Below are 14,783 nucleotides of genomic sequence, written 5' to 3'. Positions count from 1 at the left end.
GGCATAGCCGGCTTATCGCACGACCGCGGTTATCAATTGTCACAAAGTCTGAATGGGCGGTTCATGGAATCCAGACATACTTGCCGCCTTAACCGACCGAGAAGCCTTATGCCCCGGCGCTTATTCAAACGTTACATGCCAGACCCGACGAGCATCAGGGAACACAAGTCCTTACGCTTTCTCGGCACGCTGCTGCATGACCCGAACCTCTGGCACCTCAACCGACACTCCGTCGCCCGGGCCATGGCCGTGGGTCTGTTCGCGGCTTTTCTGCCGATCCCCTTGCAAATGCTGGTGGCCGCCATCCTTGCCATCATGGTGCGCGGCAACATGCCGATCGCCGTGAGCCTGGTCTGGCTGACCAACCCGATCACCATGCCGGCCGTGTTCTTCTGCACGTACCAGACCGGTGCCTGGTTGATGGATGTCCCTGCCCGACATTTGCCGGATGAATTGACCTGGGAGTGGATCAGCGGCCAACTCTCGACGTTGTGGCAGCCGTTTTTGCTGGGATCGGTGGTGGTGGGGCTGGTACTCGGGGCCTTGGCTTATTGCCTGGTAATGATGTACTGGCGCTGGTGGGTGGGTCGGCAATGGGCGCGGCGCAAGAAAAAGCGGATGCAGTGAATGCAAAACGGCCTCCTTGCTTTATGGAGAGGCCGTTTTTTGTGGTGCCCGGGCTGACGCCTTCGCTGTAGGAGCGAGGCTTGCCCGCGAAGCAGACGACGCGGTCTCTCCTCAGGTACGCATCCCGCGACCACTCACCAGCAACCGCGCACAACTGATATACAACACCACAGTCGCCACCAGCATGAAGGTAATCGCCACGCTGATCCGGATATCCGAAACGCCCAGGATCCCGTAGCGGAAAGCGTTGACCATGTGCAGCACCGGGTTGGCCAGGGACACGGTCTGCCAGAACGGCGGCAGCAGGCTGATCGAGTAGAACACCCCGCCCAGGTACGTCAGCGGTGTCAGCACGAAGGTCGGGATGATCGAGATATCATCGAAGTTGCGCGCAAACACCGCGTTGATGAAGCCCAGCAGCGAAAAGATCGTCGCCGTCAGCACCACCACCAGGATGGTCACCCCCAGGTGATGCACCTGCAGCTGGGTGAAGAACAGCGACAGCAGCGTCACGATGACCCCGACCATCAATCCGCGCAGCACGCCGCCCAGGGTGTAGCCGATCAGGATCGTATGCGGCGACACCGGCGACACCATCAATTCCTCGATGGAACGCTGGAACTTGCTGCCGAAGAAACTCGAGACCACGTTGCCGTAGGAGTTGGTGATCACCGACATCATGATCAGTCCCGGCACGATGTACTCCATGTAGGTGAAGCCACCCATGTCGCCGATCTGCCGACCGATCAGATTGCCGAAGATCACGAAGTACAGAACCATGGTGATGGCCGGCGGCAGCAAGGTCTGTGGCCAGATCCGGGTAAAGCGTCTGATCTCACGGTAGACGATGGTATTGAGGGCAACGAGATTGGGTTGCAACTCGGAACTCATACCGCCACCTTCGACAGATTTTTTTCCACCAGGGACACGAACAACTCCTCGAGGCGATTGGTTTTGTTACGCAGGCTCAGCACTTCGATGTTCTGCTGCGCAAGCTGAGTAAATAGCGCCGTAATGCCCATGGACTTGTCCACCTGGACTTCCAGGGTATGGCTGTCGAGCAGCTTGGTGGGGTAACCGAGCAACTGCGGCGCCACTTTCAGATCGTTTTTCATGTCGAGCAAGAAGGTTTCAACATGCAGTTGGCCGAGCAACTGCTTCATGCTGGTGTTCTCGACGATGGTGCCGTGGTCGATGATGCCGATGTTGCGGCACAACTGCTCAGCCTCTTCCAGATAGTGGGTGGTGAGGATGATGGTGATGCCTTTCCTGTTCAGCTCCGTCAGGAAAGTCCACATCGAGCGGCGCAGTTCGATATCCACCCCCGCCGTCGGTTCGTCGAGGATCAGCAGGCGCGGTTCGTGGACCAGTGCCCGGGCGATCATCAACCGGCGCTTCATGCCGCCGGACAACGAACGCGAGGGCACATCGCGCTTGTCCCACAGGCCGAGCTGGGTCAGGTATTGCTCGGCGCGCTCCTTGGCGATTTTCGGCGGGATCCCGTAGTAACCGGCCTGCGTCACGACAATGTCGAAGGTCTTTTCGAACTGGTTGAAGTTGAATTCCTGCGGCACCACGCCTATGCAGCGCTTGAGCTGCGCAGGATTCTTGTCCAGGTCGTTGCCGAAGATATTCACCGTTCCGCTGGTCTTGTTCACCAGGGTCGAGAGAATGCCGATGGTCGTGGATTTGCCAGCGCCGTTAGGGCCGAGCAAGGCGAAAAAATCACCTTCGGCGACGTCCAGATCGATACCACTCAAGGCCTGGAAACCGTTGCCGTAGGTTTTGGTTAGCTGCCGGATGGACAGAGCGGAACTCATATCGGATTTACGCACCAAGAAGGAAGAAAGGAATAAATAAGGGCGGGCGGCGAGCAATGCAACCGCAGCGCATGGACACAATGGTGCTTGGCGCCGCCACACAAGTACAGTCAAGTGTGTCGATAGTGAGTATTAAGTCAACGCGGTCATGACGGCTTTCCGATACGCCGGACGCTGCTTCAATCGGGCGTACCAGGCTTCAACATGAGGCTGCGGCGCACGCTCGATCGGCATCTCGAACCAGGCATAAATGAAACTGCCGAGGGGAATGTCGCCCATGCCGATTTCAGTGCCCGACAGGTACGGTTGGGTCGCCAGCGCCTGATTGGCCATCGACAGCAGATCGTCACATTCCTTGATCGCAGCCTTGATGGCGGGCCAGTCCTGCTTGTCCGCCGGGGTGCGCAAAACGCCCCAGAACACCGTGCGGAACGGGCCGGCGAAACTTGAAGTGGTCCAGTCCATCCACTTCTCGGCAGCGGCGCGGGCCCGCGGATTTTCCGGGTACCAGGCGGTGCCGTTGGCATGCAGGGCCATCAGGTAACGCACGATGGTGTTGGATTCCCACAGCACGAAACCGTCGTCTTCAATCACCGGCACGCGACCATTGGGATTCATCGCGCGGTATTGCGGCGTATCGACTACGCCAAAGGCGCCACCGGCATCGATCGCTTCATAAGCCAGGCCCAGCTCCTCGGCGGCCCACAAAGGTTTCCTGACATTCGACGAATTTTTCCGACCCCAGATCTTCAGCATGACCGCCTCTTTATGGATGAATGCGCAGGCAGCATACGCCGGATCAGGCGCGACTCAAATCGCTCTGCATATCACCCAACAGCACCGGCAGTTGCTCGCTGAACAGATGCGGGTAGCACTTTTCCAGGTGCTCGAAAAAGAACGTTTCAGGCACGTCGGTGAACTGGCCGTGATCGATCAGATACTCCATCAATTGCGCGCCGTCACGATTGAAAGGATGGAATACGCTGTCGTTGATGGCGTCGAATTCCAGTGGTGCGACATTGAACAGCTCACATAAGCCCTGGTTGAATGCCGGCGTGGCTTTGACCCAGCGGCCGTTCAGGTACAGTTCGGTATAACCGTGCATGGCGAACACGTCGCTCTTGAGCAATTCGAGCAGGCGCGGCGTCGATAAATGGTTGCGCACATCCGCCAGGCCGATGCGTGCGGGGATCGCGCAATGCCGTGCGCATCCGGCCAGCAGCGTGGCTTTGGGCACGCAGTAACTCATCCCGGCCGCCAATGCATAACTGCCACGCAAGGTCTGCGGGTCGCGACTGAAGGTGTAAGGGTTGTAGCGCACGGCCTCGCGCACGGCGTAATAGAGATTGATCGCCTGCTCGAGCGGGTCGCGACTGCTGCCTCGATGTTTTTCGGCGAACTCCACCACTGACGGGTGGTCACTATCGATGAAGCGGCCGGGACTCAGATACTCGTGCATGAGAACAATCTCCTGGGGAAGCCACGAGTCTAGCCACAGGTTCAGCACAGAGATAACGACGTTTCGGCCAAACTTGAGCGCATTGTCGCTCGTTCCATGAATGATTTTTCACGGCCTGTTGTCCATCGGCCCTAAAAAATTCATCACGGTTTCCTACGATTTCAATCACATCGCTCTGACCACCCTGATTGACGGATGCCGTCTAAGCTCTGAAGGCTGGTTTTGCCCTGGTTTCACGGAGGATTAAATATGCTGCTGTTGTGGATACTGGTTCTGGTTGTCGGGAAAGCTTATCTGGCTCACCGCCGCATCGCCCCGCTGCCCGCCATGGGTATCGTGGCTGTCTACCTGTTGGCAATGGGTATTTTCAGCCGTGCACCGGGTTGGCTGATGCTGATTTTCTGGCTGTTGCTCGCTGCCACCGCGGCCCCGCTGTTGCTGCCCGACCTGCGCCGCAAATACTTCAGTGCGCCGATGTTCAACTGGTTCCAGAAAACCCTGCCACCGATGTCGCCAACCGAACGCGATGCCATCGACGCCGGCACGGTGTGGTGGGACGGTGAACTGTTCAGCGGTCGTCCGGACTGGGACAAACTGCTGTCCTACCCCAAAGCGCAACTGAGCGAAGAAGAACAGGCCTTTATCGACGGCCCGACTGAAGAACTGTGCGCCATGGTCAGCGACTGGCAGATCGGGCAAGACATGGACCTGCCGCCAGAAGCCTGGGCCCACATCAAGGCAAACGGCTTCTTCGCCCTGATCATTCCCAAGGAGTTCGGCGGCAAAGGGTTTTCCGCCTATGCCCACTCGCAAGTGGCAATGAAACTGGCGACCCACAGCGGCGACCTCGCCTCCACGGTGATGGTCCCCAATTCCCTCGGCCCGGCCGAACTGTTGCTGCATTACGGCACCGATGAACAACGCAACCACTACCTGCCACGACTGGCACGGGGTGACGACATCCCCTGTTTCGCCTTGACCGGCCCCCTGGCCGGTTCCGACGCCGGCGCGATGCCCGACACCGGGGTGATCTGCAAAGGACAATGGGAAGGCCAGGAAACACTCGGCCTGCGCCTGAACTGGGAAAAGCGCTACATCACGCTGGGTCCGATCGCTACCCTGCTCGGCCTGGCGTTCAAGGCTTATGACCCGGACCACTTGTTGGGCGAACAGGAAGACCTGGGCATCAGCCTGGCGCTGATCCCGACCGGACACCGCCGGCGTCGAAATCGGCCGCCGCCACTTGCCCCTGGGCGCTTCGTTCATGAACGGCCCGAACTCGGGCAAGGATGTATTCATTCCTCTGGACTTCCTCATCGGCGGCCAGGAAATGCTCGGCAAAGGCTGGATGATGCTGATGAACTGCCTGTCGGTCGGGCGTTCGATTTCGTTGCCGGCAGTGGGCACCGGTGCGGCGAAGTTCACCAGCCTGGTGACCGGCCAATACGCGCAGGTTCGGGAGCAGTTCAACGTGCCGCTGTCGGCCTTCGAAGGCATTCAGGAAGCCATGGCGCGCATCGGCGGCAATGCCTGGATGATGGACGCCGCGCGGATGCTGACCGCCAACGCGGTAGACCTGGGCGAAAAACCGTCGGTGCTGTCGGCGATTCTCAAGTACCACCTCACCGAACGCGGTCGCGAGTGCATCAGCCACGCCATGGACGTGCACGGCGGCAAGGCGATCATCATGGGGCCGAACAACTACCTCGGTCGCAACTGGAATGGCGCGCCGATCTTCATCACCGTGGAAGGCGCGAACATTCTCTCGCGCAACCTGATGATCTTCGGCCAGGGTGCGATTCGCTGCCATCCTTTCGTGCTCAAGGAGATGGCCCTCGCCGGCCGCGAAGACAAGGACCAGGCACTCACCGAGTTCGATGGCCTGCTGCTCAAGCACATCGGTTTCGCCGTGGGCAACGCCGCCAGCACGCTGGTGCTGAACCTCGGCCTGGGGCATTTCGACCACGCGCCGGGCAACACGCTCAGCCAGGGTTATTTCCGCGCCCTCAATCGCCAGGCCGCGGCGTTCGCCATGCTCGCCGACCTGAGCATGATGCTGCTGGGCGGTGAACTGAAACGCCGCGAACGCTTGTCGGCGCGTCTGGGGGATGTGCTCAGCAACATGTACCTCGCCTCCGCCGCGCTCAAGCGCTACCACGACCTCGACTCACCGGACCATATGGCACCGCTGTTTACCTGGGCCATGGAAGAAAGCCTGGGGCAATCGGAGCGCGCACTCGATGAACTGCTGAGCAACTTCCCGAACAGGGTGCTGGGTTGCCTGCTGCGGGTGATCGTATTCCCACTGGGTCGTCGTCACAAAGGCCCCTCGGACAAGCTCGGCGCAGAAGTCGCGGCGGTGATTGGCCGGGCCAAAGGCGATCCGACCCTCGAAGAATTGCTCGGCGGTTGCTACCGCCCGCAATCGGCCGATGACGCCGTCGGCGCCCTGCAACACGCCTGCAACCTGTTGGACGCGGCGCGGCCATTGCAGAAAAAACTGCATATGGGCCTCAAAAGCGGCCAGGTCAAACCGGCGGTCGGCGAACACGTCATCGATGCGGCGCTGGAAGCCGGCGTGTTGCAGCCCGGGGAGGCGCAAACCCTGCGTGATGCCGAAGCAGCGCGGCGCAAGGTGATCGATGTCGATGATTTCGACAAAGAGGAGCTGGCGCTGGCCAAAGGAAAAGTCCGCTGATCCCCTCCACCATGTAAAAAAGGGCGCGGGCGCTTTATACTCCCGCGCCCGTTTTGCTCTTGAGGACTTATCTCGTGTCCAATGTCGTTGCCGATCATCTTGTCTTGCTCGACCACCTGCGCAGCATCCTGGTCGCCGTAGGTGAGGCCGAACAGGTTCCCGAAGAAAGCCATGCCTTGTTCCTGGAGCGCTTCGACGAACTGCGCGCGTTGCTGCCGGTCGACCCGATCGAAAGCCAATACCTTGGCCAGGACATCCTGTGCCAGGTAATCACCCGCTATCCACAAATCGCCCACCTGGTCCCGCGCGATCTGCTGTGGTACTTCGCCGGCGACTGCCTGCACTACATGCCCGACGATGAAATCGACCTGTACCAGGCACTGGAAGAGCGTCGCTTCGAAGCCGAGCAGAACGACGAACCCTTCGACTGGAACCAGGAAAAACAGCTGCTGGCGATGTCGAACGACGACAGCAAGCACTGATCCACGGTCAGCCATCAAAAGGCCCGCATGGTGATCCATGCGGGCCTTTTTTTGTCGCCGGGTAATGCGCGGTCTGGAAGACCGCCATCGCGAGCTTGCTCGCGATGGCGTCCGTCAGAAGAACCCATCACTCTCGGGTAACTCATACTCCGCTGCAACCTTGGCCGACGTCCCTGGCTTGCCTGGCTTACTCAGGGTCGGCTCCTTCTCCAGGCACTCCACCAGATAATCGATCAACACCCGAAGCTTGGGCGGCAGATAACGGGTCGGCGAATGCAGCAGCCAGGCGCCGCCGTGGTAGGACGCGAGGAAGGTCCAGTCCGGCAACACCTGCACGATGAGCCCCTGCTCCAGTGCATAACGCGCGGTGAAATACGGCAGGCTGCCAATCCCGATGTGCTGCAACACCGCACCCAATCGCACACCGGTGTGATTGGCCGCATACCGCCCGCGCACTCCGACGGTCACAGCCTTGGTGCCTTTCTTGAATTTCCACCGCGCATCGCTCGGGGTTTCGCCCAGGTAGATGCAACTGTGCTCGAGCAAGTCGTGGGGATGGTTCGGCGTGCCGTGTTCGGCCAGGTACTGCGGCGTTGCGCAGAGCAGATGGTCGATGGTCAGCAGTTGCCGTCCCACCAGACCGGCGGGTGGCTGATCCGTGATGCGAATCGCCAGGTCGACGTTGTCGTCGATCAAGTCGACCTGACGGTCCTCGAGCAACAACTCCACATCGATTTTGGGGTAACGCCGCAAAAATTCCGGCATATGCGGATGAATCACGAACCGCCCCACCGCTTTCGGCACGCTGACGCGTACCAGCCCTTGCGCTTCGTCGGTGAACTGGCCGCTGATTTCCATCACCGACCTGGCCGCGCTGACCATTTCCTGGCAACGCTTGAACACTTCCTCGCCACCGTCGCTCAGGCGCAGTTTACGGGTGGTGCGTTGCAGCAAACGGGTGGAGAGCGCCTTTTCCAGACGCGAAATGCTGCGACTGATCGCCGACGGCGAAGAACCCAGCTGGCGAGCGGCCTCGGAGAAACTGCCGGTCTCGACCACCTTGACGAAAATCGCCATTTCACCCAGCAGTGGCAGTGGAAGATTTATGCTCACAGCGCAACAGTCCATTGATATTTGAACGGATTATCACGCAATTATGCCCTCCATATAATAAAAAATAGAAATTTCAATAAGGTCATGGACTATGACGCTCCGCCTGTTTTTCCATAGTGATGATCTCAAGGCCAACGTGGAGGTGCTGGATTGCACGCCCTGCGAGAACGAATTCGCGGTGGTGCTGCGCGCCACGCTGTTTCATCCGCAGGGTGGCGGACAACCCTTCGACACCGGCTGGATTGGTGAAAGCCAAGTGCTGCGCGTGGTTCAGGATCCGGAACGGATCATCCATTTCGTCGACCGCCAGGTGAAACTCGGCATGACCCAGATTCGGGTCGACGAACAGCGTCGCCAGTTCAACACGCGCATGCACTCCGCCGGCCATCTGATCGGTCACTTTGTTCAAGCCATGGGCTGGGTGCCGATCAAGGCGCATCACTGGCCGGGCGAAGGACGTGTGCAGTTCAAGCCGCAGGATTCGGCACAGGACGTGGATGCCCGGATTGTTCAGCACGGCATCGAGCAGTGGATCGCCCACGACCTGCCACGCCTGACGTCATTGCGCGAAGGTGCCAGGGAAATCGGTTTCGGTGAGTTGCCCGCCTACGGTTGCGGCGGCACCCATGTTCGGAGCCTGAAGGAGTTGGGCGTGGTCTCGATCACCACCGTTTCGCAAAAGAAAGGAACGCTGTCGGTTCATTACGATGTGAACTGAGCATGTTGGCGATGCCGAACCCGGCATCGCCTGACGCCGGGGCAGCCCGCACTCGCAGGCTCCGTTGCCTCTCTGATAGATGGACCTTGAACCATGATGCTTGACGTCGAGCGTCTCGATGAGACGTGCATAAAAAAACTGGCCAACGAAGAAGTCCTCGCCATTCGCCTCAAAGGCTTGCTGCCCCGATCGCTGGCGATTCAGATTGGCGACAAGATCCTCGCCCCCGGCTTCGAAGGCTACATCAACGCGCCCAGCATCGGTCGCATCGGCATGGCGTTTTATGAAGCGGAAAACCAGCCACTGTTGATCGAGGACTATTTCGCCCGCGCCACCCGCAACATCGCGGAGTTGCGCAACCGCTGTGCGCCCTACTCATCCCCGGTCGACACTCTGCGCTGCATGCTCGACGAATCCTGGCCAGCGGGGGCGCATCTGGAAAATCTTTACGGGCGCAAGATGTATGTCGGGTTGTCACGGGTAGTGAAGCCTGGCGTGTGCTTCCTCGCCCACCACGACATATTCGCCAAGGACGCCCCGGACAGTTACCAGGCCAGAAGCCTGGAAGCGCAATTTGCCTGCAATGTTTACCTGAACATGCCCACCGCAGGTGGCGCATTGCAGATGTGGAACGACGACATTTCCCCGGACCAATTCGACGAGATGCGAGGCGACAGCTACGGCATCGACCCGACCCTGCTCGGCCCTGCGACTCTGGAGATTCGCCCTGAGCCCGGTGACTTCATCATGTTCAACTCGCGCCGCATGCACTCGGTGACGCCCGGTGTGGCCGACCCGCGCTTGAGCCTTTCCTTCTTTGTCGGCTATCGCGGCAATGCTTCACCCCTTACTTTCTGGAGTTGAGATGCTTTCGAATTACCTGGGCGAATTTCTGGCGCTGGCGACCATCCACTTCCTCGCCGTGGTCGCACCCGGACCGGACTTCGCGGTCACCATACGGCAAAGTGTGCGATTCGGACGCTTGGTGGGGATTTGTACGGCGCTGGGCATCGGTGCGGGCATTTCCGTGCATGTGCTTTACACCCTGCTCGGCGTCGGCGCACTGATGCACACCACACCCTGGCTGTTGACGGTGGCCAAGGTGGTGGGCGGTGTCTACATTCTGTACCTCGGCGTCAGCCTGGTGCGCAGCAAACCCAAGACCGTACTGGAAGGCGACAAAGGTACGGACCAACCGATGGCAGAGCAAACACTGCTCAAGGCGTTCACCACAGGTTTCCTGACCAACGCCACCAACCCCAAGGCTACGTTGTTTTTCCTGGCGATCTTCACCAGCCTCATCAGCGCCACGACACCGCTCAAGGTTCAGGCGTTGTATGGGGTCTGGATGTGTTTCGTGAATGCACTGTGGTTTGTCATCGTTGCACTGTTTTTTTCCAGCGCCCGGGTGCGATTGCTGTTCATGCGCATGGGGCACTGGTTCGAGCGGACGATGGGGGTGATTCTGATTTTGTTCGCCGGCCGTTTGATTTTGTCGATGTAAAAACGCCGCACATGCAAAAGGCCCGCACAGTCTGACTGGCGGGCCTTTTTTATTGTCGCGGAGACACATCGCGCACAAACAAAAACGCCGCTCAATGAGCGGCGTTTTTGTGAAAATGGAGCGGGAAACGAGACTCGAACTCGCGACCCCGACCTTGGCAAGGTCGTGCTCTACCAACTGAGCTATTCCCGCAAATGGCGTCCCCTAGGGGACTCGAACCCCTGTTACCGCCGTGAAAGGGCGGTGTCCTAGGCCACTAGACGAAGGGGACACGCTGCCCGGAACACATGGTGTGTGTTTCGGTGCCCAGCCCCGCATCCGAAGACTTGGTTCTGGTTTCACTCAGCCCTGCCCGAAAGCAACGCTGTTTAAAAATGGAGCGGGAAACGAGACTCGAACTCGCGACCCCGACCTTGGCAAGGTCGTGCTCTACCAACTGAGCTATTCCCGCATTGGCGTCCCCTAGGGGACTCGAACCCCTGTTACCGCCGTGAAAGGGCGGTGTCCTAGGCCACTAGACGAAGGGGACACACATACAACATTCACTTCCTACCGCGTTTCGCTGTGTGCTTTACGCTGTAAGTGGCGCGCATTCTATGGATGGATTGAGGGGTCGTCAACCCCCTGATATAAATTTATTTAAATCAATGACTTCGCCCTGCTTTAGGACACCGTTCCGGGTTTTCCTGCGCCCGGCGATTGACGTCTATATTCTGACGCCCGGCAAAGCGTTATAGTCATCCACGCCCTGAGTGATGGCAATATGCCTCTCTCACGACTATTACTTATAGTAATCAGGGCCGCGGCCGATACCGCATAAGGATAGCCATTCATTCCGCCTGGCGGTCCTGGCCGGCTCCCCTGCCAAACCACTACATTCGCACGCGAACCCATAAACCCATAAAGAGGTCTTACCGGTGACTCCACTCATGATCACCCTGCTAGTCGTAGCCGGGATCGCACTATTGATCGCCATTGGCTACATGAACCATGTGGTGGAAAACAGCAAGCTGGCAAAGGCCCGGACCCGGATCGAGCTGAACGATCGCCTGCGTCGCTGTGGCGAAATCACCGAGACTTTTCCCGGTCAGTTGATGACACCGGCACTCAAGTTGCTGTTGACCCGCCTGGAGCTGAACGTCTGCCAGCGCCTGCTCAATCTGGAAAAATCCAACGCCACGATGAAGGAACGGATCGCCGAACTGGATGCGCTGATCGCCCAGGGCGAATCGATCCCGGTCAACAACCCGCCGGCACCGATCCAGACCGAAGCCAAAGCCAAGGACGTACGTTTCCTGCTTGAAGCCCTGCACGGCCAGATCACCCGCGCCGCACATGATGGCTTCCTGCCGACCAACGAGGCCAAGACCTGGATCCGCGAAGTCCGCCATCTCCTGGTCCTGCTGCACATCGAATTCTTCAACAACCTCGGCCAGCGCTCCCTGCAGGAGAACCAGCCCGGGCAAGCCCGCCTGGCGTTCGAACGCGGCGTGCAGTACCTGCGCAAACAGCAGGACCCCAAGCTCTACGCCGAACAACTGGAGCATCTGGAAAAACTCCTGGCCCGGGTCAACGCCCAGGTCATGGATAACACCGCGCCGGCTGAAGGCGAAGTGAACCAGCTGACCGAAGGCCTCAAGGACGTCGAGGCGGATGCGGACTGGAAGAAGAAAGTGATTTACGACTGATCAGGGCAAAAAAGTAGAAGAGCCACCGAACAGGTGGCTTTTTTTTGGGTGGGATAATCGGTGAGTACATCCCGTAAAGAATAGCTGACTGTCAGGCCGCCTTCGCTGGCAAGCCAGCTCCTACAAGGGCCGGGTGTATCCGTAGAATCAGGTCGGCTGTCGGGCCGGCAGGATCAGGGTCAAAAGATCGCAGCCTTCGGCAGCTCCTACCTTGGGTCAGCGTACATCCGAGAGAGATTGGTTGGCTGGCAGGACGTCTTCGCTGGCAAGCCAGCTCCTACAAAGGATCGGCGTACACCGGCGCTTATCACCACTCATCAGGCCGAGCGTTAGCTCGCCTGCAGCTCTTGATCTTGATCCACCCGCCCCTTCGGGAGGCTGAGTGGAGGTGTTCATCCGGGGAGTGGCGCGTAGCGCCGTTCGACGCAGTCGAACACGCTGCATGTAGGTCGTAGCGAAGCAGACCGGAGGGCAGTGTCCCCGGATGGACACCGGAGCGAAGGAACGCCGAGCCTTAGCGAGGGGCCGGACGCCGGGGCGAGACCTTTTGGTTCCTTTTGGGGCGTTTGCCAAAAGGGACTCGCTGTAAGAGCGAAACCATAGGCGGCCGTTACCGCAACAACGGATATGTACACAACCACCAAGAACCTGGTCGGCCCGAAGGCCGCCAAGTCCAAAAGCCCACATCAAAGCCGAAAATGCCCAACCATCCCCTTCAACTCAACCCCCAACTGCGCCAACTCAATACTGGACGCCGCATTACCCTGCATCGCCAACGAAGACTGATCCGCACTGGCGCGAATACTCGTCACACTGCGATTGATCTCCTCGGCCACCGAACTCTGCTGCTCGGCAGCCGCCGCGATCTGCTGGTTCATCTGCTGAATCAACGATACCGCCGCGGCAATACTGCCCAGCGCACTCTCAGTCTGTAGCGCATCGCTGACCGCCAGCTTCACCAGCTCACCACTGTTCTGAATCTGCTGTACCGACGAGTGCGCCGCCGAACGCAAGGCGCTGACCAGTCGCTCGATCTCCTCGGTCGATTGCTGGGTCCGTTTGGCCAATGCCCGCACTTCATCGGCCACCACCGCAAAGCCCCGGCCCTGCTCGCCGGCCCGCGCCGCTTCGATGGCGGCGTTGAGCGCCAACAGGTTGGTTTGCTCGGCCACGCTCTTGATGACACCGAGCACCATGCCGATGTTCTGGATTTGCGCACTCAAGCTTTCGATGCTCGAACTGGCCGAGGTCGCAGAATCTGCCAGTTGCTCGATCCGGACCATGCTCTGACGCACCACCTGCTGACCACTTTCAACCTTGTCGTCCGCGGTCTGCGCCGCCTGAGCGGCCTCTTCCGCGTTACGCGCAACGTCGTGCACGGTCGCGGCCATCTGATTCATCGCGGTAGCGACCTGCTCGGTTTCTTCCTTCTGGCTACTGACTTCCAGATTGGTCTGCTCGGTCACCGCCGACAGTGATTGCGCCGAACTGGCCAATTGCTCGATGCCGGCCTGCAAACCGCTGACAATACTGCTGAGCCCGGCCCCCATCTGCTGCATGGCCTGCATCAGTTGACCGATCTCGTCACGACGGGCCACTTCAACCGTCACGCTCAAATCGCCAGCGGCGATCTGTTGCGCGACACGGATCACACTGCGCAACGGTGCCACGATCAACCGGGTCATCACCCATGCCGCAATCAGCCCGACCAGCAAGGCCAGCGCGGAGGAGCCGATGATCAGCCACGAATTCTTTTTCAGCTCGGTCTGCATCGACCGGTCTTCGGTGACATAGGCCTGATCCACCCGCGCCACCACCTGCGCGGCGCGCTGATGCAGTTGCTCGTAGACGGTTTTTTCCTTGGCCAGCAGGCCAGTGTATTCAGCGAGTTTTTCGCTGAAACTGCCGATGTGGCCGGCCACTTCATTGAGCACCGTCTGGTAGCCCTCATCCTTGACCGTGGTTTTCAGCTGCTCGGCCTGGGCCAGCGCCTGGTCGGCCTGCTCGATCTTGCCCTGCGCCACGCTGTCGTCGCCCTTGCGACTCTGGTCCAGGCGCACGCGCGCTTCGTTCATGGCCTGCAACATCAGCCGCGACACCTGGCTGACCTGACTGGCTTGCTCGATGAACTGCGCGCCGTCCTTGCCTGCGGACTCTTTCAAGGTATAGGCGCCGTCATCGGCCAACCCGGCCTGCAGCACATCGAGGTTATTGGCCACGCTGGACACCGACCAACTGGCCATTTCCAGCGCCAGGTCCTTGGCCTGGCTGAGCGAGACGAACTCGTCAAAGGCCTTGCGATAGGCGCCCAGGGATTGCTCGACATCATTCATCACCGGCACGTTGGCCGCGGACCGGAGCTTGAGTTCGGTCGCCAGGGCGATCAGGTCGTCCACGCCCTTGTGCAGGGCGTCGGCGGTTTTCGGGTTGCCGTGCAACGCGTACTCCTGCTCAAGCAGTCGCACCTTGAGCAGACCGCTGTTGAGCGACGACATGTGCGTGAGCCCGTCGAAGCGCTGGCTGATAGTCTGCAGCGCCCCTACGCCGATGGCCGCCACCACGGCGGTCAACAACAGTACGAGTACAAACCCGACACCCAGTTTTTTTGCCATGCCGAGGTTGGCAAAACGTCCTTTCACGCCCGAAATCATTGCACTGGGTTCCCTGATAGAGT

General features: G+C 59.5%; 12 protein-coding genes, 4 tRNA genes and 2 pseudogenes. 7 read left to right on the top strand and 11 right to left on the bottom strand.

The annotated features are described in order from the left end of the window. The first annotated feature begins 108 nt into the window (after nucleotides 1–108). A complete protein-coding gene (locus BZ163_RS18750) occupies nucleotides 109–627 on the top strand; it encodes a DUF2062 domain-containing protein (RefSeq protein WP_128872149.1) in 519 nt (172 codons plus the stop codon). A gap of 111 nt (nucleotides 628–738) precedes the next feature. Here BZ163_RS18750 and BZ163_RS18745 read toward each other — a convergent pair whose 3' ends face one another. From BZ163_RS18745 to BZ163_RS18730, 4 genes are all read right to left on the bottom strand, one after another. Beyond that, nucleotides 739–1,518 (bottom strand): ABC transporter permease, encoded by a 780-nt coding sequence (locus tag BZ163_RS18745; protein WP_128872148.1) that lies wholly within the window; start codon nucleotides 1,516–1,518, stop codon nucleotides 739–741. Continuing rightward, the gene (locus tag BZ163_RS18740; protein ID WP_128872147.1) at nucleotides 1,515–2,447 is read right to left on the bottom strand and encodes an ABC transporter ATP-binding protein; all 933 of its coding nucleotides are present in this window, start codon (nucleotides 2,445–2,447) and stop codon (nucleotides 1,515–1,517) included. The genes BZ163_RS18745 and BZ163_RS18740 overlap by 4 nt, the downstream gene beginning before the upstream one ends. Before the next feature lie 132 nt (nucleotides 2,448–2,579). After that, complete coding sequence (locus tag BZ163_RS18735; RefSeq protein ID WP_128872146.1) at nucleotides 2,580–3,203, bottom strand: glutathione S-transferase family protein; 624 nt, start codon at nucleotides 3,201–3,203, stop codon at nucleotides 2,580–2,582. A gap of 43 nt (nucleotides 3,204–3,246) precedes the next feature. Then, entirely contained in the window at nucleotides 3,247–3,906 is a 660-nt protein-coding gene (locus BZ163_RS18730) for a transglutaminase family protein (protein WP_128872145.1), read from the bottom strand. 249 nt (nucleotides 3,907–4,155) lie between these two features. Here BZ163_RS18730 and BZ163_RS18725 point away from each other — a divergent pair. Both BZ163_RS18725 and BZ163_RS18720 read left to right on the top strand, forming a co-directional pair. Then, nucleotides 4,156–6,604, top strand: a pseudogene (locus tag BZ163_RS18725) (acyl-CoA dehydrogenase). Nucleotides 6,605–6,678: 74 nt separating this feature from the next. Beyond that, the gene (locus BZ163_RS18720) at nucleotides 6,679–7,086 is read left to right on the top strand and encodes a PA2817 family protein (RefSeq protein ID WP_027924016.1); all 408 of its coding nucleotides are present in this window, start codon (nucleotides 6,679–6,681) and stop codon (nucleotides 7,084–7,086) included. Between the two features lie 114 nt (nucleotides 7,087–7,200). Here the strand turns inward: BZ163_RS18720 and BZ163_RS18715 are convergent, their stop codons facing one another. Further along, a complete protein-coding gene (locus BZ163_RS18715; RefSeq protein WP_128872144.1) occupies nucleotides 7,201–8,199 on the bottom strand; it encodes a LysR family transcriptional regulator in 999 nt (332 codons plus the stop codon). Nucleotides 8,200–8,290: 91 nt separating this feature from the next. Between BZ163_RS18715 and BZ163_RS18710 the strand changes: the two genes are divergently transcribed. The 3 genes from BZ163_RS18710 to BZ163_RS18700 all read left to right on the top strand — a co-directional run bounded on the left by BZ163_RS18710 (nucleotide 8,291) and on the right by BZ163_RS18700 (nucleotide 10,421). Next, a complete protein-coding gene (locus tag BZ163_RS18710) occupies nucleotides 8,291–8,917 on the top strand; it encodes an alanyl-tRNA editing protein (protein WP_128872143.1) in 627 nt (208 codons plus the stop codon). A gap of 93 nt (nucleotides 8,918–9,010) precedes the next feature. Continuing rightward, a complete protein-coding gene (locus BZ163_RS18705; protein WP_128872142.1) occupies nucleotides 9,011–9,781 on the top strand; it encodes a 2OG-Fe(II) oxygenase in 771 nt (256 codons plus the stop codon). A gap of 1 nt (nucleotide 9,782) precedes the next feature. Beyond that, on the top strand, nucleotides 9,783–10,421 hold the full coding sequence (locus tag BZ163_RS18700; RefSeq protein ID WP_128872141.1) for a LysE family translocator: 639 nt from the start codon (nucleotides 9,783–9,785) through the stop codon (nucleotides 10,419–10,421). Between the two features lie 116 nt (nucleotides 10,422–10,537). Here BZ163_RS18700 and BZ163_RS18695 read toward each other — a convergent pair. From BZ163_RS18695 to BZ163_RS18680, 4 genes are all read right to left on the bottom strand, one after another. Then, nucleotides 10,538–10,613 (bottom strand) — tRNA-Gly (locus tag BZ163_RS18695). Nucleotides 10,614–10,616: 3 nt separating this feature from the next. Beyond that, nucleotides 10,617–10,692 (bottom strand) — tRNA-Glu (locus BZ163_RS18690). Nucleotides 10,693–10,796: 104 nt separating this feature from the next. Continuing rightward, nucleotides 10,797–10,872 (bottom strand) — tRNA-Gly (locus BZ163_RS18685). A 2-nt stretch (nucleotides 10,873–10,874) separates the two neighbouring features. Beyond that, nucleotides 10,875–10,950, bottom strand: a tRNA-Glu gene (locus BZ163_RS18680). Nucleotides 10,951–11,350: 400 nt separating this feature from the next. Between BZ163_RS18680 and BZ163_RS18675 the strand changes: the two genes are divergently transcribed. Continuing rightward, nucleotides 11,351–12,109, top strand: coding sequence for a hypothetical protein (locus tag BZ163_RS18675; protein WP_178084745.1), 759 nt, complete (start codon nucleotides 11,351–11,353; stop codon nucleotides 12,107–12,109). A gap of 686 nt (nucleotides 12,110–12,795) precedes the next feature. Here BZ163_RS18675 and BZ163_RS36480 read toward each other — a convergent pair. Next, nucleotides 12,796–13,659: a methyl-accepting chemotaxis protein gene (locus BZ163_RS36480; RefSeq protein ID WP_371916819.1), complete on the bottom strand. Its 864-nt coding sequence runs from the start codon at nucleotides 13,657–13,659 to the stop codon at nucleotides 12,796–12,798. Continuing rightward, nucleotides 13,657–14,721 (bottom strand): annotated as a pseudogene (locus BZ163_RS36475) (HAMP domain-containing protein); the annotation flags it as partial. The pseudogene BZ163_RS36475 and the gene BZ163_RS36480, both read right to left, overlap by 3 nt. Nucleotides 14,722–14,783: the final 62 nt, after the last annotated feature.

It is taken from the genome of Pseudomonas sp. VI4.1 (assembly GCF_002029345.1).
In the GTDB taxonomy this organism is placed as follows: domain Bacteria; phylum Pseudomonadota; class Gammaproteobacteria; order Pseudomonadales; family Pseudomonadaceae; genus Aquipseudomonas.
Note: the sequence above shows the minus strand (reverse complement) of the source record. Positions and strands in the feature narration are given on the sequence as shown.